Source organism: Streptococcus sp. HMSC078H12, assembly GCF_001814615.1.
GTDB classification, from domain to species: domain Bacteria; phylum Bacillota; class Bacilli; order Lactobacillales; family Streptococcaceae; genus Streptococcus; species Streptococcus salivarius_F.
Map to the genome: position 1 here is coordinate 158,030 of NZ_KV817316.1, position 25,939 is coordinate 183,968.

Annotated in this window: 22 protein-coding genes and 1 other annotated feature; of the genes, 21 read left to right on the plus strand and 1 reads right to left on the minus strand. The window is 42.0% G+C overall.

Annotation, left to right across the window (positions count from 1 at the left end):
- The first annotated feature begins 169 nt into the window (after nt 1-169).
- Nucleotides 170-2,071 carry a beta-glucoside-specific PTS transporter subunit IIABC gene (locus HMPREF2979_RS02155; RefSeq protein ID WP_064524825.1) on the plus strand — a complete coding sequence of 634 codons (1,902 nt, stop codon included), beginning with the start codon at nt 170-172 and terminating at the stop codon, nt 2,069-2,071.
- A 36-nt stretch (nt 2,072-2,107) separates the two neighbouring features.
- On the opposite strand, the gene HMPREF2979_RS02160 is transcribed toward HMPREF2979_RS02155, so the two are convergent.
- Nucleotides 2,108-2,866 (minus strand): peptidylprolyl isomerase, encoded by a 759-nt coding sequence (locus HMPREF2979_RS02160; RefSeq protein WP_002886160.1) that lies wholly within the window; start codon nt 2,864-2,866, stop codon nt 2,108-2,110.
- Nucleotides 2,867-3,155: 289 nt separating this feature from the next.
- On the opposite strand from HMPREF2979_RS02160, the gene HMPREF2979_RS02165 reads away from it, so the two are divergent.
- From HMPREF2979_RS02165 to HMPREF2979_RS02260, 20 genes are all read left to right on the plus strand, one after another.
- Nucleotides 3,156-4,523 (plus strand): hypothetical protein, encoded by a 1,368-nt coding sequence (locus HMPREF2979_RS02165; RefSeq protein ID WP_070654907.1) that lies wholly within the window; start codon nt 3,156-3,158, stop codon nt 4,521-4,523.
- Between the two features lie 334 nt (nt 4,524-4,857).
- Nucleotides 4,858-5,364 carry a hypothetical protein gene (locus tag HMPREF2979_RS10395; RefSeq protein ID WP_232219561.1) on the plus strand — a complete coding sequence of 169 codons (507 nt, stop codon included), beginning with the start codon at nt 4,858-4,860 and terminating at the stop codon, nt 5,362-5,364.
- Between the two features lie 397 nt (nt 5,365-5,761).
- Nucleotides 5,762-5,998: a hypothetical protein gene (locus HMPREF2979_RS02175; RefSeq protein WP_037599660.1), complete on the plus strand. Its 237-nt coding sequence runs from the start codon at nt 5,762-5,764 to the stop codon at nt 5,996-5,998.
- Nucleotides 5,999-6,019: 21 nt separating this feature from the next.
- Nucleotides 6,020-6,487, plus strand: coding sequence for a helix-turn-helix transcriptional regulator (locus HMPREF2979_RS02180; protein ID WP_004183019.1), 468 nt, complete (start codon nt 6,020-6,022; stop codon nt 6,485-6,487).
- Between the two features lie 247 nt (nt 6,488-6,734).
- The gene (locus HMPREF2979_RS02185) at nt 6,735-7,973 is read left to right on the plus strand and encodes a CD20-like domain-containing protein (protein ID WP_045771931.1); all 1,239 of its coding nucleotides are present in this window, start codon (nt 6,735-6,737) and stop codon (nt 7,971-7,973) included.
- A gap of 116 nt (nt 7,974-8,089) precedes the next feature.
- A complete protein-coding gene (locus tag HMPREF2979_RS02190; RefSeq protein WP_045771930.1) occupies nt 8,090-8,995 on the plus strand; it encodes a LysR family transcriptional regulator in 906 nt (301 codons plus the stop codon).
- An 8-nt stretch (nt 8,996-9,003) separates the two neighbouring features.
- Nucleotides 9,004-9,465: a signal peptidase II gene (gene lspA, locus HMPREF2979_RS02195; protein WP_045771929.1), complete on the plus strand. Its 462-nt coding sequence runs from the start codon at nt 9,004-9,006 to the stop codon at nt 9,463-9,465.
- Nucleotides 9,449-10,339, plus strand: coding sequence for an RluA family pseudouridine synthase (locus HMPREF2979_RS02200; protein ID WP_002886027.1), 891 nt, complete (start codon nt 9,449-9,451; stop codon nt 10,337-10,339). The genes lspA and HMPREF2979_RS02200 overlap by 17 nt, the downstream gene beginning before the upstream one ends.
- A 220-nt stretch (nt 10,340-10,559) precedes the next feature.
- Nucleotides 10,560-11,081, plus strand: a complete 522-nt coding sequence (pyrR, locus tag HMPREF2979_RS02205; RefSeq protein WP_002886175.1) for a bifunctional pyr operon transcriptional regulator/uracil phosphoribosyltransferase PyrR — start codon at nt 10,560-10,562, stop codon at nt 11,079-11,081.
- A gap of 420 nt (nt 11,082-11,501) precedes the next feature.
- Nucleotides 11,502-12,779: a uracil-xanthine permease family protein gene (locus tag HMPREF2979_RS02210; RefSeq protein ID WP_002886039.1), complete on the plus strand. Its 1,278-nt coding sequence runs from the start codon at nt 11,502-11,504 to the stop codon at nt 12,777-12,779.
- A gap of 24 nt (nt 12,780-12,803) precedes the next feature.
- Nucleotides 12,804-13,730, plus strand: a complete 927-nt coding sequence (locus HMPREF2979_RS02215) for an aspartate carbamoyltransferase catalytic subunit (RefSeq protein ID WP_002890256.1) — start codon at nt 12,804-12,806, stop codon at nt 13,728-13,730.
- A gap of 162 nt (nt 13,731-13,892) precedes the next feature.
- On the plus strand, nt 13,893-14,981 hold the full coding sequence (locus HMPREF2979_RS02220) for a carbamoyl phosphate synthase small subunit (RefSeq protein WP_002885900.1): 1,089 nt from the start codon (nt 13,893-13,895) through the stop codon (nt 14,979-14,981).
- A gap of 230 nt (nt 14,982-15,211) precedes the next feature.
- The gene (carB, locus tag HMPREF2979_RS02225; protein WP_070654911.1) at nt 15,212-18,391 is read left to right on the plus strand and encodes a carbamoyl-phosphate synthase large subunit; all 3,180 of its coding nucleotides are present in this window, start codon (nt 15,212-15,214) and stop codon (nt 18,389-18,391) included.
- 366 nt (nt 18,392-18,757) lie between these two features.
- Nucleotides 18,758-19,513, plus strand: a complete 756-nt coding sequence (locus HMPREF2979_RS02230; RefSeq protein WP_070654912.1) for a class I SAM-dependent methyltransferase — start codon at nt 18,758-18,760, stop codon at nt 19,511-19,513.
- Nucleotides 19,514-19,575: 62 nt separating this feature from the next.
- On the plus strand, nt 19,576-20,829 hold the full coding sequence (locus tag HMPREF2979_RS02235; RefSeq protein ID WP_070654914.1) for an efflux RND transporter periplasmic adaptor subunit: 1,254 nt from the start codon (nt 19,576-19,578) through the stop codon (nt 20,827-20,829).
- Between the two features lie 10 nt (nt 20,830-20,839).
- Nucleotides 20,840-21,526: an ABC transporter ATP-binding protein gene (locus HMPREF2979_RS02240; RefSeq protein WP_263426207.1), complete on the plus strand. Its 687-nt coding sequence runs from the start codon at nt 20,840-20,842 to the stop codon at nt 21,524-21,526.
- Between the two features lie 9 nt (nt 21,527-21,535).
- Nucleotides 21,536-22,744 (plus strand): ABC transporter permease, encoded by a 1,209-nt coding sequence (locus HMPREF2979_RS02245; RefSeq protein ID WP_013990981.1) that lies wholly within the window; start codon nt 21,536-21,538, stop codon nt 22,742-22,744.
- 123 nt (nt 22,745-22,867) lie between these two features.
- Nucleotides 22,868-23,004, plus strand: a sequence feature (ribosomal protein L10 leader region).
- A gap of 31 nt (nt 23,005-23,035) precedes the next feature.
- Nucleotides 23,036-23,539, plus strand: a complete 504-nt coding sequence (gene rplJ / locus HMPREF2979_RS02250) for a 50S ribosomal protein L10 (protein ID WP_003095623.1) — start codon at nt 23,036-23,038, stop codon at nt 23,537-23,539.
- 74 nt (nt 23,540-23,613) lie between these two features.
- Nucleotides 23,614-23,982 carry a 50S ribosomal protein L7/L12 gene (gene rplL, locus HMPREF2979_RS02255; RefSeq protein WP_002886110.1) on the plus strand — a complete coding sequence of 123 codons (369 nt, stop codon included), beginning with the start codon at nt 23,614-23,616 and terminating at the stop codon, nt 23,980-23,982.
- Nucleotides 23,983-24,191: 209 nt separating this feature from the next.
- Complete coding sequence (locus HMPREF2979_RS02260) at nt 24,192-25,928, plus strand: ABC transporter ATP-binding protein (RefSeq protein ID WP_070654916.1); 1,737 nt, start codon at nt 24,192-24,194, stop codon at nt 25,926-25,928.
- The last annotated feature ends 11 nt before the right edge of the window (nt 25,929-25,939 follow it).

Genomic DNA, 25,939 nt, shown 5'->3' on the forward strand with positions numbered 1-25,939 from the left:
AACCATAGCAAAAGGATTGTTACTGGTCAGCAGGCAAAACCTAGATAAATACGAAAAACTAATGGGAGTAGTGTATGCTCATCCCAATTGGTTCTTGGTATTTATTTAGGTTTTTTTCGTTGAAAAAGCCTCAAAGAAAACTAGGATCCTAGACAAGAAAGGAGCCCCTATGGCTAAATATACTGAATTAGCTGAGGACATTATCAAACACGTTGGTGGCAAGGAAAATGTCAATAACTTGAAACACTGTGTGACACGTTTGCGCTTTGATTTGAAAGATGAATCTAAAGCAGATGATGACTACCTTAAGAACCGTGACGGCGTTGTTACTGTTGTTAAGGCAGGTGGACAATATCAGGTAGTTATCGGTAACCATGTGCCTGATGTTTATGCGGAGGTCCTCCAGGTTGGTGGTCTTCCAGCAGGTGGAAGTCTTGATCTTGATGAGGGAGATGCACCAAAGGGTAATCTCTTTGACCGCTTTGTATCTTTGGTATCAAGTATTTTCCAACCTTTCCTTGGTCCATTGGCTGCGGCCGGGATTATCAAAGGGGTAGTCGCTATCATGGCGGCATGTGGCCTGTCAGCTGCGACAAGTCCTATGTATGTTATCTTGAATGCGGCGGGGGATGGTTTCTTCCAGTTCTTGCCAATCTTGATTGCCTTGACATCAGCTCGTCGTTTCAAGGTTAATGAGTTTACAGCTATTGCGGTTGCAGGAGCACTTGTTTATCCTGATATTGCTACGCTAGTGACAGCTCTTCAAAAGGCAGGTCAAGGTCATGTTCTAGGGGTTATTCCGTTTACGCTTCCTGCAGGGGGTTACCTCTCAACAGTAATGCCTTCTATCTTGGCAATCTGGGTGGCTTCTTACATTCAAAAATTCTTTACTAAGATTACTCCAGATGTCATTAAAGTCTTCGTAGTACCTTTCTTTACATTGCTCATTACGGTACCATTAACATTCTTGGTGGTGGGACCAATTGCCAATGCTTTCTCTGATGGATTGACAAGTCTTTTCCAAGCAATCATGAACTTTAGTCCGATTGTCTTTGGTCTTGTACTTGGTATCCTATGGCAAGTCTTGGTTATGTTCGGAATGCACTGGGCGCTTGTTCCCCTTGCTATCTTAGATGTGGCAACAAACGGAAGTTCTACGATTCTTTCAGCAGCTATCCTTCCATGTTTCACGCAAACAGGTGTATTGGGGGCTATCATGCTTAAGACGAAAGAAGAAAAAGTCCGTACCATCTCTATGCCAGCCTTCATTTCATCTATTTTTGGGGTGACAGAACCTGCTATCTATGGGGTAACCCTTCCAATGAAAACGCCATTCTACATTTCATGTGGTGTTTCAGGACTTATGGGGGCTGCCATGATGGCCTTAGATATTAAGATGTATTCAATGGGTGGTCTGGGTGTATTTGTCTTCCCAAGCCTTATTGGGCCTGACGGTAACCTTTCTAAAGTTATCTTTGCCATTATTATTGCCATTGTGGGTGCTCTTGTATCCTTCCTTATCCAACTCTTTGCACCAGTACCAACTCTTTACGGTGGTGGGGCAGCTAAGGTTGAGGAAAAAGCTGAAGAAGCTGCACCTGCTCCTAAGGAAATTCAACAAGAAATTATTGCGAGCCCACTTATCGGGAATATTGTCCCACTTGACCAAGTTCCTGACCAAGTCTTTGCCTCAGGAGCTATGGGTAAGGGTATCGCTATTGACCCTACCGATGGGGTAGTGGTCGCACCAGCTAAGGCAACGGTTAATTTAGTCTTCCCTACTGGTCATGCGATTGGTTTGACAACTGAAAATGGTGCAGAGCTTCTCATTCATATTGGTATGGACACTGTTTCTCTTGCTGGTAAAGGATTCAAGACCTATGTGGAAGCAGGTGAAGTTGTAGAAGCAGGACAAAAACTTATCGAATTTGACCTAGCAACTATCCGAGAGGCAAAATTACCAGTCATCACACCAGTCATTGTGACCAATACGGCTGACTTTGATGATGTCTTAACGACTAAAGAAGCTCGTGTTAACACTGGTGATTATCTCCTTACCGCTGTTAAATAAAAAAGAAATCCGAGAATCAACTTCTCGGATTTTTGTTTATTTGAATTTGTAGTCTTTAACGACTTCAACGGAATTAACCGTTACATTCTCTTTTGGTTTACTGTTGTCATCGACTTCAAGGTTAGCGATGGTATCAACGACATCCATGCCTTTGATGACTTGTCCAAAGACAGTATATTTGGTATCACCAGCTGGGTAACCACCTTTTTTGTAGGCGTCAATGATAGGTTTTGGATAGCCAGCATTTCCTAGTTGCTTGCTTTGATCGTCCTTGTTTTGAACAATGTAGAATTGGCTGCCGTTTGAATTCTTAGCACCAGTATTGGCCATGGCAAGTGCGCCACGGATGTTGTAGAGGAATGGTGTAGGCTCAACAGCGAAACCTTTCTTCCAGATAGATTCTCCGCCAGTACCGTCACCCTTAGGGTCGCCACTTTGAATCATGAAGTCCTTGATGACACGGTGGAAGGTAAGACCATCATAGTATTTGTCCTTTGCATGTTTCAAGAAGTTTTCAGAAGCCTTTGGAGCAAGTGTAGGGAAGAGTTTGACTGTGATATCACCCTTTGAAGTGTGGAGGATAACTTCAGCTTCGTCCTTACCAACCTTGTCTGACAACTGTGGAAAGGCATCTTTTCCAGATTTTTGGGCTTTTTCTAATTGTTTAGTGAATATCTTATTATCAACATAAGCATCTCCACGAACGGCGCGTGCGATGTTCTCACGAAAGGCAAAACCTAGGCCTGCGATAACAAGTACAATAATTAATGGAATGTACTTTTTAATGTTTTTCATATATAACTCCTTTGGTGCATTATACCTACTATTGTAGCAGAAAAAAACCTTTTGGGAAACGGTTAACAGAGGTCTTTAATTATGGTAGAATGGGATTATCAACAAGAAAATGAACAATGGGACTAGATATAGGAAAAAGGTTGCCTCAGGCTAAAAAGTGAGAGCTGACTTTTGAAAGGACGCATGCTACTTGCTCTTATCAGAGATAGGTGTCTAAATCCTAACTATAGAAAACTTCGCTAAGCTGAAGGGACCTCTTGTTTGGATTTCTTGAAAAAAGGAGATTTTTATGTCAACTAAAGCAGAATGGGCTGAACTCTTTGAGTCGGTACACGGGCGTAAGCCTAGCCCCCAAGAATTTTTGGATGCTAAAGCAGCTGACTTTGATACAAGTGCTTTGGCTGCTCAAGCAGCATCTGTTGAAGCACTAGCTAATGAACCTGTCGCTGAAGAAGTAGCTCCAGAACCAGTTGCTACTGAAGAAGTCACAGAACAAGATGACATCGCAGATGTAGCTGAAACAGCTGAGGATGCCGTCGCAGAACAAGCAAGCAGTGAATCACCATTTGGTGCAGAAGCTTTCTCAGAAGCACCTGTGCAACAACCAACACCACAATTTGATTCAAGCATGTTTGAAAAGGCACCTATCTCATCAGCTCAAGGATTTGGAACAGTTCCTAATCCAGCAGCAGCTGGCTCAGCAGATAAACCTCTTTTCAATCTTATCTTGCCAATCGTTGCGATTGCACTTTCAGTAATCTTTGCAGTCTTGGCATGGTTTGTAGGTCCTGCTTGGCTCTTCATCATCTTGACAGTCCTCGCAGTTGCGGTGGCAGTTGTTTCACTTGTCTTTAGCCTTAAATCAAGCAAGAAATTGCTTTCAATCATTGCAACAGGTGTTGCTGGTCTCATGCTCTTTGTGTCTATTGGTGGTTTGATTTTCCAAATCTCTCAAAACGCTAGTGATAACACAAGCTCAAGCAAGACATCAAAAGTTGCTGATAAAGACGATGATGCTGACAAGAAAAATGATGACAGCGATTCAAAATCTGACTCTAAATCTGATTCAAAAGGTGATAGCACTGACGTCAACGATTACATTGACAAAAATGCTAAATTTGACTGGAATGAATCTAAGTTCCAGAAATTGAAAGTCGGTAAAGATACCGTTAAGTCTATCATCAAGACTTATGGTAAGGCTTCTGATGCACAAATCTCTGGCGATGAGATGAAGTTGAACTACTCTGGTAAAGACTATGGTGAAAGTGTTTACCTAACCTTTACGAAACAATATGATGGTACATTTATCTTGTCATATGCTTCAGGTAGATTCCCTCAAGATAAGGTAGAAGTTGATAAGTCTTATAAAGCTGACTGGACAAAAGAACAGTTTGATGCTCTCAATAAGGGGGATTACACTGATCCATCAAACGGTACAAAACTTGAAGATGTCGTTAAGGATCACCCTAAAGCTTCAAGTGCAGAATACACGATTTCAACATCTCGTCAAGGTGAATTCAAAAAAGAAATGACTATTTCTTATAGTGATTATAAGGCTGAAGATGGCAAACTCAAGAGTGTTTACTTGTCATTTGATACCAAAGAAGGTGAAGATACATTCTACCTTACTTATAAATCAGGTCCAGATGAGGATTAATTAAGGAACAGGAGGGGAAACCTTCCTGTTTTTTCTTGATAAAAGGAGAAAACTATTGAAATTCTTAAATTATACATTCGAGCAAAGCCAGTCTCTTGTTACTAAGGAGACCGTAGACAAGTTCAATCAAAAAGGGAGCTGGAAACGATTTATTGGCTTGTTTATTACTTCAATTGTTATTTATTTCTTCTCCATTGCTATGCCCATGTTTATAAAAGGATTGACGCTTGATCAAAATCCAAGATTTTCTTGGATTCAGTGGTCAGTCATTCTTTTCTATGTAGTCATGTATCTGGTCTATCTTTTCTTTTCAATAAAGCACAGAAGAAGTCCGATGAAACTAAAATTTTGCACCTACTTTTACATGGTAGTCTTACTCGCTATCTTTACAGTATGTGCTGGTATAATGATGATGACACGACGAAATATTGTCAGTATACTATCGGGGGCTATGTTTCTTCTGTCCATTTATTATTTGATTCGAACGGTTCCCCGTAAACTGAGAGAAGCCGTTCAAAATCAGACAGAGTTTAGCCCTATGGTAGCTCTTGTAACCGAAAAAATTTCAGATGGCTTGGTCTTTTTAGGAGGAACGGGGATTACAGCTGGACTGGTACTGTTTGACCGCTCTACCGGGAGCGACATCAGAGGGAGTATTGATGCAGTTTTGATGCCCCTAATGCCTGCTATTTTTGTCTTTGCGACTTATGTCTTTTCCATTGATTTGCTACGAGGCTATTACCTCTTCAAATACTCCGAGCGATATAGAGAGCAGTTTGGCTACTCAGCTAAGGACTGGTATGGCGAGAAGTCGAAGGAGTATAGGAGGATGCAGGGGTAAGGTGCATAGAGAAGACCAACAGGTTTTGAAGTTAATTATAAGATTGATGGAAACGTAATAAAGATGATTAAAGTTAATGAAAGTGTAACTACAAAAGTAGAAGCTTCAAAAATATGAAGGTCGTAGTCCAACGTTTTGGTCTCGAAGACAAACAAAAGTTTATGAAAATATAGACTTTAAAATAGTACAGCTTAATTATTATAAAATTTCACTGTCTTTAGATTCTAATGTACTGCCATTTCGTACTTTTAAGAGGTAATATTCTCCTCGTTGCGTAATGACTTGGAGCGTTGCATCCTAGTTTCTAAGGACGTTGCGCATATTTTACTATTCGTTGCGTGCTTTTAGTCATGGGTCTTGATAAATTTAAAGTAACAAATCTGAGGAGGTATTCTTAATGTTACAATTTATTAAGAAAAACAAAACTAATTTTATATGGGTGCTTGCTTTTGGATTAATGGGGTTGATACTGAAACCTTTAGTTAATTTATTGGTCAGTTTATCAAACAAATATCCGTGGGTTACGAGAATGTTATTGTTTCTATTACTCGTTGCTACTTACTTTATTTATAAACTTCCTCTCTATATAATATTAATAGCAATTTTGTTGATAGAGCCTTTTATCGAAGAATAGAAATAAGCTAGGGGTATTAAAATGGACATTGCTACGTTGATTAAAGAATATAGAACTAAAACAGGTATGACTCAGCAAGAACTTGCAGATAAAGTATTTGTTACTCGTCAGACGATTTCTAAATGGGAATTAGGAAAAAGTGAACCTGATAATGTTTCACTGGAACTATTATTTAAAGAGATGAATATTGAAAAAGAATCCCAAAAAGACATTAAAGCTAATTTAATTAGCAGAAAAAATATTTTACTTATAATAATTGCCGTTTTATTCTCTCCATCGATACTTATTATTAGACTATTGGTACTTAAAATAGGCAAGATAGAAAATAAAAGATTAGTCATTTTGATCAATACCTTTCTCTTTATAATAATTGGCATTTATCTGAAGAGTTTAAAGGATAATGTATACTTTGGTTTCTTGGGAATCATTGCAATTGCTTATAGCCTTTATAGTTTTTATAAGCTTAGTTTGGAGATTAAAAAAGACTAGATACATAGCTATACATTTAAATATAAAAAACTAGTCTTACTAATATTGAACTGCCCTCAAAAGTGTGACAGAAAAAATCTAACTTTTGGGGCCAGTTTCTTTTCTTCTTTCGTCTCTTTTCATGAGATATCTTGTCACTTAAGCACCTCAGGCAGTCTCAAAAAATTCTCTCTTATATCCGACCTTATTTTCATAAGACGAGATTAAAGTATGATAAAATAAAGAAAAAGAGATAAAGGAGTCAGCTATGGCAACTAGAGAAGAATGGGTGCGTCACTTTGAGGACGTCAATGGACGTAAACCAAGTCCTGAGGAGTTTATGGAAGCTAAGAAAGAGGGCTTTGTCATTGCTTCGGAGGAACCAAGTGTTCAAGTGTCTGAGCAGGTTGAGGCTCAGCAGGTGGATAATTCTGAAGCTACTGAAGAGGTGACAGCTGACTCAGTGGCAGATACGCAACCAGACGAGGCTCAGGTGGCATTAGAGGAGGAAGCTCCTAAGCCAATGCCTGAGTTGAATATGGAGAAAGAGCAAGAAAAAGAAGCTCCAAAGGCAAGCCAGATACCTTTGGAAAACCCTTATTACAAGCCAAAAGTAACCAAGAACAATGCTTTTGTTAATATTGCTTTGCCGATTATTATCCTAGTTTTGGGGATTCTATTCGTCATTTTGTCTTGGACGCTTCCTTTCGGTTTTGTCTTTACTTTCCTTGCTTTCTTCCTTATCATTCTAGCTATTGTGACTTTGGTTTTGAGTCTGAAGTCGACACGCAAGGCACTTTCTATTATTGCCCTAGTCATGTCAATCATCTTCTTCATGACTTCGCTTGCTGGAGCAGGCTATCAAGCAGTGAAATTTGTCATGAACCATGCTGAGCAGTTCCAAAGTGACGGTCACGATAGAGCTTATCTGTACATCGATGAGAATTATAAGTTTGACTGGACTGAGGATCAGTTTAAGGAGTTGAAGGTTGGTACTTTGACATTGGACGAGGTCTTGGATGCTCACGGTAAGGCGACTGATGCCGAGTATAGTGATGCTTACGAGGAAGATAAACCAGATTTGTTAGATCTTACCTATAGAAAAGAAAACACAGATGGAAACAACTATGTTCGTTTGACTTTCGAGCAAAAAGACGGTGTCTATGTTTTGAAATCTGCCTCAGCAACCTTCGACTATGGTAAGGTCAAAGAAGTCGATGACTATCATAGCAACTGGACAAAAGATGACTATGAAAAGTTGTCTGTAGGTACACAAGCTGATTTGCTCAAGGGGACACGACTTTCTGAGGTTGTTGAAAAACACCCAGAGGCTAGTTTCACTTATCATGAAATGACACAAACTGAACAAGGCGATCTCACTCAGTCAGTCAGTCTTAGCTACCGTGATTATAATCCAGAAAGTGGAAAGGTAGATGCTGTTCGTTTAACTTTTGACTATGACAAACGTGAAAACGAGTACTTCTTGACAGACAAATCAGACGAATAAGACTATTTTGTTAGCGATTCAAGCTCAGGGGTGCCTGGGCTTTTTAGTATCAACAAAAAGAGGATAAAATCTGGTATAATGATATTGATTGATTTTTCAAGAAAGAAGTGTCACACATGAACATACAACAACTACGTTATGTCGTAGCCATTGCCAACAGCGGAACCTTCCGTGAGGCAGCCAGCAAGCTCTTTGTGAGTCAGCCTAGCCTTTCGGTGGCTATCAAGGATTTGGAGCAAGAGCTGAATTTCCAAATTTTCACCCGTACAACGACGGGGGCTGTCTTGACCAGTCAGGGTATGACCTTTTATGAGCGTGCGCTTGAGGTGGTACGCAGTTTTGATAGTTTTGAAAATCGCTATCTCAATGCTTCTGAAAAGGGCAACCAGTTTTCGATTACTAGTCAGCACTATGACTTTTTGCCACCTTTGATTACGACTTTTTCAGAGCGCTATCCTGATTATAAGGATTTCCGTATCTTTGAGTCTACGACTATTCAGATTTTGGATGAGGTAGCCAAGGGGCACAGTGAGATTGGGATTATCTATTTGAATCGTCAAAATAGCAAGGGAATCCATCAAAATATGGACAAGCTTGGGCTTGAGGCTATTGATTTGATTCCGTTTAAAACGCATATTTATCTCCGTAAGGGCCATCCTCTGGCTAAAAAAGAAAGTCTTGTCATGGAGGACTTGGCGGCCTTGCCTACAGTGCGTTTCACTCAGGAGAAGGACGAGTATCTTTACTATTCTGAAAACTTTGTGGATACGTCAGATTCGTCTCTGATGTTTAACGTGACAGACCGTGCGACCTTGAACGGTATCTTGGAACGTACGGATGCCTATGCGACGGGATCTGGTTTCTTGGATGCACAAAGTGTGAACGGGATTACGGTGATTCCGCTTGAGGATAATTTGGATAACAAGATGGTTTATGTCCGTCGTAAAGGGATTAACTTGTCATCTTGTGCTCTCAAGTTTGTCAATGTTATGTTTGACTACTTTGATACTTACAAACCATAGGAGGATTTATGCGTAAGGTTGCGATTCCTTTGGCTATTCTGGCTTTGATTGGTTTGGATCAGTGGGTTAAGCATTGGGTTGTGGCAAATATTGCCCTTAACCAAGTTATCAAGGCGATTCCTGGACTTTTCAGCTTGACCTATCTGCAAAACCGTGGTGCTGCCTTTTCGATTTTACAGAATCAGAAATATTTCTTTGTGATTTTGACAGTTCTAGTGATTGGTGCGGCTATGGTTTATCTGGTTAAGAATTACCAGAAGAGTCTTTGGCTGGTACTATCTTTGGTTTTGATTATCTCAGGTGGTATTGGCAACTTCATCGACCGTCTGCACTTGGGTTACGTGGTTGATATGGTTCAGCTTGATTTTATTGATTTTGCAATATTTAATGTGGCAGACTCCTATCTAACGGTGGGCGTACTGCTCTTGATTTTAATCTTATGGAAAGAGGAAAATGGAAGTCATCATTAAAGAGGCGGGAAACCGTCTGGACAAGGCTTTGGCAGATTTGACAGAATTGTCACGTAGTCAGGCCAATGAAGCGATTAAGGCTGGAACGGTCTTGGTTAATGGTAAGTCGGCAAAGGCCAAGTATGCGGTTAAAGAGGGTGATGTCATCACCTATGAATTGCCAGAAGAAGAGGTCTTGGAGTACAAGGCCGAAGATATTCCTTTGGATATTATCTATGAAGATGCGGATGTGGCAGTGGTCAACAAACCTCAAGGCATGGTTGTCCATCCATCAGCTGGTCACACATCTGGTACCTTGGTCAATGCCCTAATGTATCATGTCAAGGACCTTTCGTCTATCAATGGTGTGGTTCGTCCAGGGATTGTCCACCGTATCGACAAGGACACGTCTGGTCTCCTTATGATTGCTAAGAATGATAAGGCTCACAATGCTTTGGCGGCTGAGCTTAAGGATAAGAAGTCCCTTCGCAAGTATGTGGCTATTGTGCATGGCAATTTGCCTAACGATCGAGGTGTGATTGAGGCTCCGATTGGGCGTTCAGATAAGGACCGCAAGAAGCAGGCAGTCACAGCTAAAGGAAAACCAGCAGTAACACGATTTACTGTTCTTGAACGTTTTGGTAACTATACTTTGGTAGAGTTGCAGCTGGAAACAGGTCGCACGCACCAGATTCGTGTACATATGGCTTATATCGGTCACCCGGTTGCGGGAGATCCTCTTTATGGGCCACGCAAGACCCTCAAGGGCCATGGCCAATTTCTACATGCTAAGACCCTTGGTTTCACACATCCTACGACTGGAGAATTGGTCGAATTTACAGCGGAAGAACCTGCTATTTTCAAGGAAACCTTGGAGAAGTTGAGAGAAGCGTAACAGTTATTAAACGGATAGTCTTTCTTGGGAGGGGCGTCCGTTTTTTTCTTGTAAAAGAGTCTGAAATTTGCTATAATTTACCTAATTAAATAAGTCCTTTAATCACTGTCCAGAGAGGCAGGCAAGGAGCCATGAGAAGTGTACGGGTGAACTGTACTCATATTTTTGTGTATCTCCTTGTTTTCGAGGGGATTTTTTTGTATTTAGAAAGGTTCTTTTTATGAAGAAAAAAGAGATCGTCGATGACGTAACCATGAAACGTGCCATTACACGTATCACTTATGAGATTATTGAGCGTAACAAAAATCTCGACAAGATTGTCTTGGCTGGTATTAAGACACGTGGTGTCTATATTGCACAGCGTATCCAAGAGCGCTTGAAACAGTTGGAAAACCTTGATGTGCCATTGATTGAGCTTGACACTAAAGCTTTCCGTGATGATGTTAAGGCTGAGCAAGACACATCTGTTTTCCCTATTGAAATTGATGGTACAGATGTTATCCTTGTGGATGATGTGCTTTACACAGGTCGTACGATTCGTGCAGCTATTGATAATATCGTTAGCCATGGACGTCCGGCGCGTGTTGGTTTGGCTGTTTTGGTTGACCGTGGTCACCGTGAATTGCCAATCCGTGCGGACTATGTTGGTAAAAATATCCCAACTAGTGAGTCAGAAGAAATTGAAGTTTTGGTCGCAGAAGTTGATGGCAAAGATAGCGTCAACATTATCGATCCAAGCTAAGTTAGCTGACAGATAGGCTTAAACGCCTTTTGTATCTTACTTAATTGAACACGCCCTAAACCTTGTGCAAAAAAAGATAAATATTCTTAGGAGCTGGCGCTCCGTCATCATATTTCCTATTTTTGCTTTAGGCTTTAGACGGGCTTTGTATCTTGTTAATTGAACACGGGACTCATTTCTTAGGAAAAAAGATAAGTCTCCTAGCACTCTTGTGAGTACGTTGTCGACTTCCTATTTTTCTACAGAAATGTTTGGCTAAGCCAAAGCGTCCCTTTGTATCTTATTAATTGAACACGGGCTAAGAGCTGTGTAAAATAGATAAATCTTCCTAGAAGCTAAAGCTTCTGCGTCGGATTTCCTAATTTTACTTTGCTCTTTATACGCCCTTTGTATCTTAATTTTAAGGAGTCCTTTGATATCGTGAATAACGTAAAATATGATGTGAATGATATGCCAAAACCTGGTTTATTGGTTGGTTTGTCATTCCAGCACTTGTTTGCCATGTTTGGTGCGACGGTGCTTGTGCCGATTTTGGTTGGGATTGATCCCGCTATTGCTCTTTTCTCATCTGGTTTGGGAACTTTGGCTCACTTGACGGTGACCAAGTACAAAATTCCAGCTTACATGGGGTCTAGCTTTGCCTATATTGCGGCTATGCAGACACTTATGAAGACTGATGGGATTGCAGCGGTCGCTCAAGGTGCCATGGCTGGTGGTTTAGTTTACTTGCTTGTGGCTCTGATTGTTAAGTATGCGGGTAAAGACTGGATTGATAAGGTCCTTCCACCAATCGTGGTTGGTCCCATTATCATGGTGATTGGTTTGAACCTTGCGGCTAATGCAGTCAATGATGCGACAACTTTAAATAAAAGCTATAGTATCTATGCTCTATTGATTTCGATGGTGACCCTCTTTGCGGTTATCCTCTTTAACATGTATGGCAAGAAGATTGTCGGTGTCATCCCAATTTTGCTTGGTTTAGTTGTGGGCTATATTTTCTCAGCGGTTCTTGGTTTGCTGACAGGACATAGTTTTATCAATTTCTCAGAGGTAGCGGCGGCACATTGGATTCAAGTTCCAAACTTTGACATTCCATTTGTGGATTATAGCTTTAAGCTCTATCCAAGTGCGATTTTGACCATGGCTCCGATTGCCTTTGTGACGATGACTGAACACTTTGGTCATGTCATGGTTCTAAACAGTTTGACTGAGCGTGACTACTTCAAAGATCCAGGTCTTGACCGTACCCTTACTGGTGATGGTTTGGCACAAATTATCGCTGGTTTCTTTGGAGCTCCTCCGGTAACTTCTTATGGTGAAAATATTGGGGTTATGGCCCTCAGTAAGGTCTACTCAGTTTACGTTATTGCGGGCGCGGCAGTGATTGCGGTCTTGATGAGCTTTATTGGTAAGCTATCAGCACTCTTGCATTCTATTCCAACTCCTGTATTGGGCGGGTTGTCTATTGCCCTCTTTGGGGTTATCGCTGCTAGCGGTTTGAAAATTTTAGTTGAACATAAGATTGATTTTGATAATAAAAAGAATCTCTTGATTGCTAGTGTTATCTTGGTATCTGGTATCGGTGGTTTGATGATTGACCTTGGCGGTCTTCAAATCACGGGTGTGGCAAGTTCAACCATTCTTGGTATCTTGCTTTACCAAATCTTGCCAGATCCTAAAAAAGGTAGCAAAGATTAGTCAATCAATTTAAAAGGAAAAACTATGGCGATTGCAGATGGAAAAGTGTCACTGAAACATTTGGTGACAATGGAAACCCTCACGAATGAAGAGGTCTTGGGCCTGATTCGTCGAGGTGGAGATTTTAAAAATGGCAGAGCTGACTTCCAGCTGGATCGACAGTATTTCGCTGCCAATCTCTTTTTTGAAAATTCAACACGAACGCACAAGTCCTTCGAAGTGGCGGAGAAAAAACTTGGCCTGGATGTGATTGAGTTCGATGCTGGAACTAGCTCGGTGAACAAGGGTGAGACCCTCTATGACACGATCTTAACCATGTCTGCCTTGGGTGTTGACATCTGTGTGGTCCGCCACTCGGAAGTTGATTACTACAAGCAGTTGATTGATAGTAGAACCATCCAGACCTCTATTGTCAATGGTGGTGATGGTTCAGGGCAACACCCAAGTCAGTGTTTGCTTGACTTGATGACCATTTACGAAGAGTTTGGAACCTTTGAAAATCTTAAGATTTGTATTGCAGGTGACATTACGCATTCGCGTGTCGCTAAGTCAAATATGCAGATTCTCAAGCGTTTGGGTGCTCAGCTTTATTTTGCTGGTCCGGCAGAGTGGTACTCGAATGAGTTTGATGTTTATGGTCAGCATGTGGCCATTGACGATGTCATTGAGGACTTGGATGTTCTCATGTTGCTTCGTGTTCAGCACGAGCGTCATGGGGATGACAAAGGATTTTCAAAAGAAGACTACCATGCTCTCTATGGTTTGACTGAAGAACGTTATGCCAAGTTAGCTGATCAGGCGATTATCATGCATCCTGCTCCGGTTAATCGTGATGTGGAGATTGCTGATAGCCTGGTTGAGGCGCCTAAGGCTCGTATCGTTGCTCAGATGCAAAACGGGGTCTTTGTCCGTATGGCAATTATTGAAGCTATTTTAAATGGCAAAGCGTAAACAACGTTAACCGATTCCTGAGAGAATCAGACGAAAAAGAACATGGGCTAAATCTTTGAAAAGAGACAAATCTTTCTAGAGGCTAGAGCTTCTCTGTCAGATTTGCTTTTCATTCAGATTTTAACGCCCTTTGTATCTTAGTGAAAGGAACAATTTACTATAATGGCAAAACGTTTACTTATTTTGGAAGACGGCACTATTTTTGAAGGTCAGGCCTTCGGTGCTGATGTGGATGTGACGGGTGAAATCGTCTTTAATACTGGTATGACAGGTTATCAAGAATCTATCACAGACCAGTCTTACAATGGTCAAATTTTGACCTTTACTTATCCACTTGTTGGTAACTATGGTGTTAACCGTGACGACTATGAGTCAATTAAGCCAACGACAAAGGGTGTCGTTGTGTCAGAGGCTAGCCGTCGTGCCAGCAACTGGCGTAACCAAATGACCTTGGATGAGTTTTTGAAAGCGAAAAATATCCCTGGTATCTCTGGTATTGATACACGTGCCTTGACTAAGATTATCCGTCAACACGGTACCATGAAAGCCACTTTGGCCAGCCCTGGTGACAGTATTGAGCACTTGCAAGATCAATTGCGTGCGACTGTTTTGCCAACCAACAATATTGAGCAGGTATCAACTAAGACAGCCTACCCAGCACCAGGTGTTGGTAAAAATATCGTTTTGGTTGACTTTGGTCTCAAGCACTCTATCTTGCGTGAGTTTTCAAAACGTGATTGTAACGTGACTGTTGTGCCACATGATATCACTGCTGAAGAAATTCTCCACCTTAATCCAGATGGTGTGATGTTGTCAAATGGTCCAGGTAACCCTGAAGATGTACCATATGCACTTGATATGATTCGTGGCATCCAAGGTAAAATTCCAATCTTTGGTATTTGTATGGGTCACCAGTTGTTTAGTTTGGCTAATGGTGCCAAGGCCTACAAGATGAAGTTTGGTCACCGTGGATTTAACCACGCGGTTCGTGAAATTGCGACTGGTCGTGTTGATTTCACTAGCCAAAACCATGGTTATGCCATTGACCGTGAGTCACTTCCAGATTGCCTCATGGTAACACACGAAGAAATTAACGATAAGTCAGTTGAAGGTGTTCGTCACCGTGACTTCCCAGCATTCTCAGTGCAATTCCACCCAGATGCAGCACCTGGTCCACACGACGCTAGCTATCTCTTTGATGAGTTCTTGGAATTGATTGATGCTTTCCAAGCTGAAAAAGCACGTCGTTAATTGCAACTGTCTAGTGACTATAGTGGGGTGTGACTCTTGTTCGCCCCAGTCTACTACCTTATTTAATGACAACCAGAGAGTTGTCAAATAGAAAGGAGAAGATACAGGTTCACGGAAGTGAACACGCCCTAAGGACTGTGTGAAAAAGATAAACGGTGACTAGACGCTTGGGCGTCGTCGTCATGTTTCCTATTTTCACTGGGTCCTTAACGGGCTTTGTATCATAAATTATGCCTAAACGTTCTGATATTAAAAAAATTATGGTTATCGGGTCTGGTCCTATCATCATTGGTCAGGCTGCTGAGTTCGACTACGCTGGTACGCAAGCCTGCTTGGCCTTGAAAGAAGAAGGTTACAGTGTTGTCCTTGTTAACTCTAACCCTGCGACAATCATGACTGAGAAAGAAATCGCAGACAAGGTTTACATTGAACCAATTACGCTTGAATTTGTTACACGTATCCTTCGTAAAGAGCGTCCTGACGCTCTCTTGCCAACACTTGGGGGACAAACTGGTTTGAACATGGCAATGGAATTGTCAAAAGCTGGTATTCTTGAAGAGCTTGGAGTAGAGCTTTTGGGAACAAAATTGTCTGCCATTGACCAAGCAGAAGACCGTGACCTCTTCAAACAATTGATGGAAGATTTGGAACAACCTATTCCAGAATCTGAAATCGTCAATACGGTTGAAGAAGCAGTTGCCTTTGCGACAGAAATTGGCTACCCAGTTATTGTGCGTCCTGCCTTTACCCTTGGTGGTACTGGTGGTGGTATGTGTGCCAACGAAGAAGAACTTCGTGAAATCGCTGAAAATGGCTTGAAATTGTCACCAGTAACACAATGTTTGATTGAACGTTCTATCGCTGGTTTCAAGGAAATCGAATACGAAGTTATGCGTGATGCTGCAGACAATGCTCTTGTGGTATGTAACATGGAAAACTTCGACCCAGTTGGTATCCACACAGGGGACTCAATCGTATTTGCCCCAACGCAAACCTTGTCAGATATTGAAAACCAAATGCTTCGTGATGCCAGCTTGAAGATTATCCGTGCCCTTAAAATTGAGGGTGGCTGTAACGTACAGTTGGCTCTTGATCCTAATAGCTTCAAGTACTATGTTATCGAAGTAAACCCTCGTGTATCACGCTCATCAGCCCTTGCCTCAAAAGCAACTGGTTACCCAATCGCCAAATTGGCAGCCAAGATCGCTGTTGGTTTGACACTTGATGAAATGATTAACCCAGTCACTGGTACAACTTATGCCATGTTTGAACCAGCTCTTGACTATGTGGTTGCTAAGATTCCACGTTTCCCATTTGATAAATTTGAACACGGTGAACGTCGTCTTGGTACTCAGATGAAAGCCACAGGTGAAGTTATGGCTATCGGTCGTAACATCGAAGAGTCACTTCTTAAAGCCTGCCGTTCACTTGAAATCGGTGTTTACCACAATGAGATGCCTGAGCTTGCGGACGTCACAGACGATGCCTTGGTTGAAAAGATTGTCAAAGCTCAAGACGACCGTCTCTTCTACCTTTCTGAAGCCATCCGTCGTGGATACACTATTGAAGAATTGTCAGAGTTGACTAAGATTGATATCTTCTTCCTTGACAAATTGCTCCATATCTTTGAATTGGAACAAGAATTAGCTACTCACGTAGGCGATGTTGATGTTCTGAAAGAAGCTAAACGTAATGGTTTCTCTGACCGTAAGATTGCTGATCTTTGGAATCAAACAGCTGACCAAGTTCGTGCCACACGTTTGGAAAATAACATTGTTCCTGTCTACAAGATGGTCGATACCTGTGCGGCTGAGTTTGAGTCATCAACACCATATTTCTACTCAACTTACGAGTGGGAAAATGAATCAATCAAATCTGATAAAGAATCTGTCATCGTTCTTGGTTCAGGTCCTATCCGTATCGGGCAAGGGGTTGAGTTTGACTATGCGACAGTTCACTCTGTAAAAGCTATCCAGGCTGCAGGTTATGAAGCTATCATCATGAACTCTAACCCTGAGACAGTTTCAACAGACTTCTCAGTTTCAGATAAACTTTACTTCGAACCATTGACTTTCGAAGACGTGATGAACGTTATCGAATTGGAACAACCTAAGGGTGTCGTGGTTCAGTTTGGTGGACAAACAGCCATCAACTTGGCAGAGCCATTGTCTAAAGCTGGTGTGAAAATCTTGGGTACACAGGTTGCTGACCTTGACCGTGCCGAAGACCGTGACCTCTTTGAACAAGCCCTTAAAGATTTGGACATTCCACAACCACCAGGACAAACAGCGACAAACGAAGAAGAAGCGGTTGAAGCAGCTCGTAAGATTGGCTTCCCAGTTCTTGTTCGTCCATCATACGTTTTGGGTGGACGTGCCATGGAAATCGTTGAAAATGAAGATGACCTTCGTTCTTACATGCGTACAGCCGTTAAGGCAAGTCCAGACCACCCAGTCCTTGTTGATAGCTATATCATTGGACGTGAGTGTGAAGTGGATGCTATCTCTGATGGTAAGGATGTCTTGATTCCAGGTATCATGGAACACATTGAACGTGCAGGGGTTCACTCAGGGGACTCAATGGCAGTTTACCCACCACAAACCCTTTCTAAGAAAATCCAAGAGACTATCGCTGACTACACTAAACGCTTGGCTATTGGTCTTAACTGTATCGGTATGATGAACATTCAGTTTGTTATTAAGGATGAAACGGTCTATGTTATCGAGGTTAACCCACGTGCTAGCCGTACCGTACCATTCTTGTCTAAGGTTACTGATATCCCAATGGCTCAAGTTGCTACAAACTTGATTCTTGGTAAATCATTGGCTGAGCAAGGTTACAAAGATGGTCTTTACCCAGAAAGCAACCATGTTCATGTCAAAGCACCAGTCTTCTCATTCACAAAATTGGCTAAGGTAGATAGCCTCCTTGGACCTGAAATGAAATCAACTGGTGAAGTTATGGGTACAGATGCGACTCTTGAAAAAGCGCTCTACAAAGCCTTTGAAGCATCTTACCTCCATTTGCCAACCTTTGGTAACGTCATCTTTACTATTCATGATGATACTAAAGAAGAAGCCCTTGACTTGGCCCGTCGTTTCGATGCCATCGGTTATGGTATCTATGCGACTGAAGGAACAGCTAAGTTCTTGAATGAACACGGTGTTCACGCAACGCTTGTTAACAAATTGGGTGAAAATGATGATAACGATATTCCAGCCCTCGTTCGTACAGGTAAAGCGCAAGCTATTATCAATACGGTTGGTAACAAACGTACTTATGACGAAGACGGAGCAGCTATCCGTAGCTCAGCTATTGAAGCTGGAATTCCACTCTTCACAGCGCTTGATACAGCAGATGCTATGGTGCGTGTGCTTGAAAGCCGTAGCTTTACAACAGAAGCTATCTAATCACGAAATAAAGTCTCAGCCTTGCTGGGGCTTTTTTATTGATGACAAAGTTTTCTTTTGAGACTTTTCTTAAGTGATGACGGTCGTCAGCGACCTTCTGCGAAGTTCCATGACTCAGTTTTGAGCCAAAAGTCTCAAAACTTCCGAACGCCTGAAACTAATCGTTTCAGACGTTTTTATCACTGGGAAAAGTCTCGGTATAAGCTTACTAGGTTCGCAAAATCTATTTCATATTTAAAAATAGTTTAATTATGTTCTGAGTCTCAGCCTTGCTGGGGCTTTTTTCTTACACAAATGTAAGCTATCAAATTAAAATGAAAGCTAAGACTATGGTTTTGTTTCCTAAGATTCTGCTATACTAGTAACATGATTATTACCACATCTTTACGTGAAAATGAGGCCTTGATTGCGCATGCCCAAGAATTAGCTCTGGAGCTAGGAGCTGACTACCAGCCTCGTCGCAAGTTATCCTTGGCAAAATGTTTAGAGCGATTTGGAGCTTTTTATCTTCTATATAAGGACAGATTGTCTTTTGTCAATGCGGATGGCAGTGAGCTGTCCTTTCATCCAGATACAGCAGTTCTCAGGATTAAGGCCCCCCATGACGCTTTAGTCAGTCTTTTAGGTAAGTCTCCCAAGGCTATTCTTGACACGACCATGGGTCTGGCTTCTGATAGCCTAGTGATGGCAGCAGCGGGAAATCAGCTGACTGCCCTTGAGAGTCAAGATGTGATTTTTCAGGTGGTTTCTCGTGGTCTGGCCACGTATCAGACAAATGACAAGCAGCTTGAAAAAGCCATGCGTTCTATTAAAGCTATTAAGAGCGATAGCTTGTCTTTTTTGAAGGCTCAAGCTGATCACTCTTTTGATATCATTTATGCTGATCCTATGTTTTCAGAGACTATCAAGGAATCGGAAAATCTACAAGCTATCAAACCTCTAGCTAATGGCAGTCGTCTGACAGAAGAATGGTTAAATGAGGCTAAGCGTGTCGCACGAGAAAAAATTATCATCAAGGCGCATTTTCGAGATACCGTTTTTGAGGAACTTGGGTTTGAACGTCAGATTCGTCCCAATCAAAAGCTGCACTATGGTGTCATGGATTTAAGCGAAGGCCATTGACACAGAAAGTTAAAAGTATTACAATTGTTTTATTTATGTGATACAAAAGAAAAGAGAGACTTATGCGAAAGAAAATCAGTCCAAAGTTATTTAAAAATAAAAAAAGAGTTTGGATCATTGGAGGAATTGGCTTCCTTGTCCTTTTGGTCCTAGGATTTAACCTTTTTGCAGGTGGTGGCAAGAAAGATAAGGCTTCTGAGTCCCCTACAGCAAGTAAGGTAACTAAGGGGCAGCTAGCCTCGTCGACCCTTCTGACTGGCATGGTGAAGGCTCAGTCGGAACAGTATGTTTATTTTGACAATACCATTGGACGCAATGCCACTGTGACAGTCTCTGTGGGTGAGGAAGTTAGCGTCGGTCAGCAACTGGTCCAATACGACAGCACCTCAGCCCAAGCGGCTTATGATACGGCTAGTCGTGCCTACAATAAGGCAGTTCGTGACCGTAATTATTTCCAACAGTATGGGACGGCTCCTGCGGCTTCAGCACAAACAAGTAGTGATTCGGATGAGGATGATTCGACAACTACCGTTAGTTCTCAACAGCGTCAGCAAACCGAGGCAAGTAATTACCAAACCTTGCAAGATTATAATGATGCCATTGCCAATGCAGCATCGGAGCTAGAAAAGGCACAAGATGTTCTCAACCAAACAGTCATTGTTTCAGATGCTAATGGGACAGTCGTAGAAGTCGCGGACTCTGTGGACCCTGCTTCAAAAGAGAGCCAAACCCTAGTTCATGTGACAAGTGAAGGCCAATTTGAGATTCAAGGGACCTTAACAGAATATGACATTCCAAATATTTCAGTGGGGCAAAAGGTCAAGATTACTTCCAAAGTATACCCAGACCAAACTTGGACAGGGAAGGTCAGCTATGTTTCCAATTATCCTAAGCATAATGCCAACCAGTCAACGGGGACATCTGGCAACTCAGGTCAGTCAGGTTCTCAGTATGAATACAAGGTTCAATTGACTAGTCCTATCGGAAAACTGAAACAAGGTTTTAATGTATCTCTTGAAGTGACCAAAGATGATGATGCCTTGTTGGTTCCTGTAACTGCTGTGACCAAGAAAGGCTCTGACAACTATGTCTGGGTTTACGATGATGAAACTCAGAAAATCAAGCAAGTCAAGGTCAAACTTGGCAATGCGGATGCCAAGCAACAGGAAATTGCTTCAGGACTTAAAGAAGGTCAAAAAGTTATCACCAAGGCAGATAAATCCTTTAAGGATGGCGAAACCCTAAAAGATGTGACGGATGCTGATAGCAAACAATCAAAAGACACTAGTGGAGGCGAGGTGGAGTCTAGTGACTAAGCCAGCTCTTATGGTTTTAAAGGGGATCACCAAGTCTTTCAAAAATGGTCAAGAGTCCCTGCAGGTCCTCAAGGGTATTGATTTGTCAGTTGAAGAAGGGGACTTTGTGGCAATCATGGGCCCTTCTGGTTCAGGGAAGTCAACCCTTATGAATATTATCGGTCTTCTTGATCAACCGACTACAGGTTCCTATCAACTCGAGGGCGAGGATGTGGCTGAACTCTCTGAAAATCGCCTAGCCAAGGTAAGAAATGACCAGATTGGCTTTATCTTTCAACAGTTTTTTCTCTTGCCAAAGTTAAGCGCCCAAAAGAACGTAGAGCTTCCTTTGATTTATGCAGGGAAATCTCCACGTGAACGTAAGCAAAGGGCACAACAATTCTTGGAAAAAGTTGGCTTGTCAGACCGTAGCCATCACCTACCATCGGAGCTGTCTGGTGGACAGAAGCAGAGGGTTGCCATTGCGCGTGCACTGTCTAACGATCCGGCAATCATTTTGGCGGATGAACCTACAGGTGCTCTTGATACCAAGACAGGGATGCAGATTATGGAACTCTTAACCCAGCTGAACCGTGAGGGAAAGACTATCATCATGGTTACTCATGAGCCAGAGATTGCAGACTATGCCCGACGTAAGATTGTCATCCGCGATGGGGAAATTACCCAGGACACGACGGACAGCGTTCGGATTGACTAGGAGGTAAGAATGGAAAATTGGAAATTTGCTCTTAGTTCTATTCGTTCACACAAGATGCGCTCCTTCCTGACCATGTTGGGAATCATCATTGGTGTTGCTGCGGTAGTACTTATCATGGGGCTAGGAAATGGAATGCGTCAGAGTGTTACCGATAGTGTGACTGGTGACAAGGATACAGTTCAAGTCTACTATGAAGCCAAGGGTGAGGAGCTAGATCCTGCCTATGCAGATTTGGCACAACCTACCAAACCGGTTAAAGAAGTTTGGTTGGAGCAAGTGGCTAGGCAGACGCCTGGTATTGATAGTTATTTTGTGACTAACAGCCTAACTTCCTCTATCTCCCTACAAAAAAAGACTGTTAAGAATGTTAATATCACAGGTGCCAGTCAGGGCTACTTTAAAGCTAAAAAGTTAGAGATGTTGACAGGACGTTCCTTGGAAGACAATGATTATAAAAACTTTTCACGAGTTATTGTCATTGATCAGATGGTGGCTAAAAAACTCTTTAAGACGAATGAGGATGCCCTTAACCAAGTGGTTACTATTGGGAACAATGATTATCGTGTGATTGGTGTTTATAAGAATAAAGACACAGCAATCGGTGCTTATGGTGAAATTGGAACAGCTCTTGTGGCCAATACCCAGTTAGCGGCTGAAAATAACACTGATGCTATTGGCCAGATTTTTTTCCATGTGACCGATGTGAAAAATAGTAGTAGCGTTGCTAAGGATGCTGCTAAACGCTTGACCCAGTTGGCCCAAGATGACAATGGAGAATATAAGGCAGCAGATATGAGTTCGGCCCTGGATCAGGTGAACACGATCTTTGGAACCATTACCACCGTTGTAGGAGCTATTGCTGGGATTTCATTATTAGTTGGCGGAATCGGTGTTATGAACATCATGTTGGTTTCGGTAACTGAGCGGACACGAGAGATTGGTCTTCGTAAGGCTTTAGGTGCTACACGTCGTAAAATCTTGACCCAGTTTTTGATTGAGTCGATGGTTCTGACCATTCTGGGAGGTTTGATTGGGCTAGGCTTTGCAGCCCTAGTCGTTGGACCAATTGGGAATGCCATGGACCTTAAAGCGACGGTTTCTCTTGGTGTAGCCATGGGAAGCATAGCCTTCTCAGCAGCTGTAGGGATTATCTTTGGTCTCCTACCGGCTAATAAAGCTTCGAAACTCGATCCTATCGAAGCCCTTAGGTATGATTAGAAATAACCTCTTGAAATCTTTAGATTTTGAGAGGTTTTATGGTCTTCAAAAAAAGATAGAGAAAAAAATAAAAAAAATTGCATTTTTTTCTTGACGTCTGATTTAGGTCATGATATTATAAATAAGGTTTGAAAAAACTGACCTAAGACAGTTGGGGAGCAAGACTCGTAAACATCCAACCGAGGCACAAAACGTAACTATTTTTTTGTAACGTATTGTACTTTCGTGTCTAGGTTTAGGTACGATTTTTTTGTGCCTAGCCCAAAAATAAAAACGGAGGTAAAACTACTAATGAGTGAAGCTATTATTGCTAAGAAAGCTGAACAGGTTGCTATCGTCGCTGAAAAAATGAAAGCAGCAGCATCTATCGTTGTTGTTGACTCTCGTGGACTTACAGTTGACCAAGATACAGTTCTTCGTCGTAATCTTCGTGAATCAGGCGTTGAATTTAAAGTTATCAAAAACTCTATCTTGAGCCGTGCAGCTGAAGAAGCAGGTCTTGAAGACCTTAAAGAACTTTTTGTTGGTCCATCTGCAGTAGCATTCTCAAACGAAGATGTTATCGCACCAGCAAAAGTTATTAGCGAATTTGCTAAAGACGCAGAAGCTCTTGAAATCAAAGGTGGTGTTGTTGACGGCGCGTTCACTTCAGTCGAAGAAATCAACGCTCTTGCATCACTTCCAAACAAAGAAGGTATGCTTTCTATGCTCCTTTCTGTACTTCAAGCGCCAGTGCGCAACGTTGCATACGCTGTCAAAGCGGTTGCAGAAAGCAAAGAAGACGGTGCTGCATAAGCCCATCTTCACAACTCGTAGCCTAAGCTACGTTTAAAACACTATATTAAAAAACACATTTGGAGGAAATCACAATGGCATTGAACATTGAAAACATTATTGCTGAAATTAAAGAAGCTTCAATCCTTGAATTGAACGACCTTGTAAAAGCTATCGAAGAAGAGTTTGGCGTAACTGCTGCTGCTCCTGTAGCTGCTGCTGCAGCTGGTGCTGCTGACGCTGGTGCTGCTAAAGATTCATTCGACGTTGAATTGACATCTGCAGGCGACAAAAAAGTTGGCGTTATCAAAGTTGTACGTGAAATCACAGGCGAAGGTCTTAAAGAAGCTAAAGCTATCGTTGACGGTGCACCATCAGTTCTTAAAGAAGGTGTTGCTGCAGCTGAAGCTGAAGAAATCAAAGCTAAACTTGAAGAAGCTGGAGCTTCAGTTACTCTTAAATAATAAGGTAACGACTCAAGTCGCTTAATAAAGAAAACCAGGGCATCAGCTCTGGTTTTTTCTATTGCTTTTAATATTTTCATTTGTTAGAATGTAGGTGATGTGCGTGCTTGTCACGCCCTTTTTTCTGTGTCTTTTACGGCTTTAGTGGTTGTAAATAACTATAAAAATCTTAAAGGCATGGTAAATGCTAAAAAGAAAAGGAGAAATTTATGGCTTATATTTGGTCTTATCTCAGACGTTATCCTAAGTGGCTAGCAATGAATTTTACGGCAGCCATTTTATTTGTTATTGCTAACTTGGGTTTGCCGACGGTTCTTGCCAGAATGATTGATGAGGGAATAAACCGTGGTGATGTTGATAAGCTTTACGCTTATGCTTGGGTCATGTTTGGTGTAGTTTTGACTGGGATTGTTGGTCGTATACTTCTGTCCTATGCGGTTGGAAAGTTGACCACTACTATGGTGCAAGTCATGCGTAATGACATTTATGCTAAGCTTCAGGAGTATTCCCACCACGAGTATGAGCAGATAGGGGTATCCTCTTTGGTGACTCGTATTACATCAGATGCTTTTGTGCTTATGCAGTTTGCGGATCAGGTTCTTAAGCTAGGGGTTATCACTCCTTTGATGATGGTTTCCAGTGTCTTTTTGATTTTGACGACAAGTCCATCTTTGGCTTGGATTGTGGCAATCTCCTTACCTTTCCTAGCCGTAGTTGTCTGGTATGTGGCGGTAAAAACGCGTCCGCTTTCTGAAAAGCAACAGGCAACTCTCGACAAGATTAACCAGTATGCTCGTGAAAATCTGACTGGACTTCGTGTCATCAGAGCTTTCGCTAGAGAAGATTTTCAAGAGAAGAAGTTTGCTTCTGAAAATGCTGTCTATGCGGATAATTCAAACAAGCTCTTTAAGTTAACTGGTTTGACTGAGCCACTTTTTGTGCAAATCATCATCGCCATGATTGTGGCAATTGTTTGGTTTGCCCTTGAGCCATTAGGTTCTGGGACTTTGGCAATCGGGGATTTAGTTGCCTTTATTGAGTACAGTTTCCATGCGCTATTGTCTTTCCTTTTCCTAGCCAACCTCTTTACCATGTATCCTCGTACGGCGGTATCTAGTGAACGTCTGCAGGAAATTATGGATATGCCTATTTCTATCAATCCAAATGAAGACGAGGTGACAGAGACTGAGACTAAGGGATATTTGGAGTTTGACAATGTAACCTTTGCCTATCCTGGTGAAACTGAGAGTCCTGTCCTACACAATATTTCTTTCAAGGCTAAACCTGGTGAAACCATTGCCTTTATCGGATCTACGGGTTCAGGAAAATCATCACTTGTGCAGTTGATTCCACGCTTTTATGATGTGACACTTGGACGCATTCTTGTTGATGGTGTGGATGTCCGTGACTATAATCTGAAGGCTCTGCGTCGTAAGATTGGCTTTATTCCACAAAAGGCCCTGCTCTTTACAGGAACCATCGGTGAAAATATCCGTTATGGTAAGGAAAATGCCAGTCATGAAGAATTGAATCAAGCTACGGATGTCGCTCAGGCTAAGGAATTCATCGAAAGTAAGGAAGAACGCTATGACTCTCACTTGGCTGAGGGTGGTAGCAACCTTTCTGGGGGACAGAAGCAGCGTTTGTCAATTGCACGTGCAGTTGTTAAACGTCCTGACCTTTACATCTTTGATGATTCCTTCTCTGCCTTGGATTACAAGACTGATGCGACCTTGCGCCGTCGTCTGAAAGAAGTGACCCAGGATGCGACAGTCTTGATTGTGGCTCAACGTGTGGGTACTATCATGGATGCAGACCAGATTATCGTTCTTGATAAGGGTGAAATCGTGGGTCGTGGCCGTCACGAAGAGCTTATGGAAACCAATGAGATTTACCGTGAAATTGCTAATTCTCAATTGAATCAAAAGAGTCTTACGGAAGACTAGAAGGAGGTCAA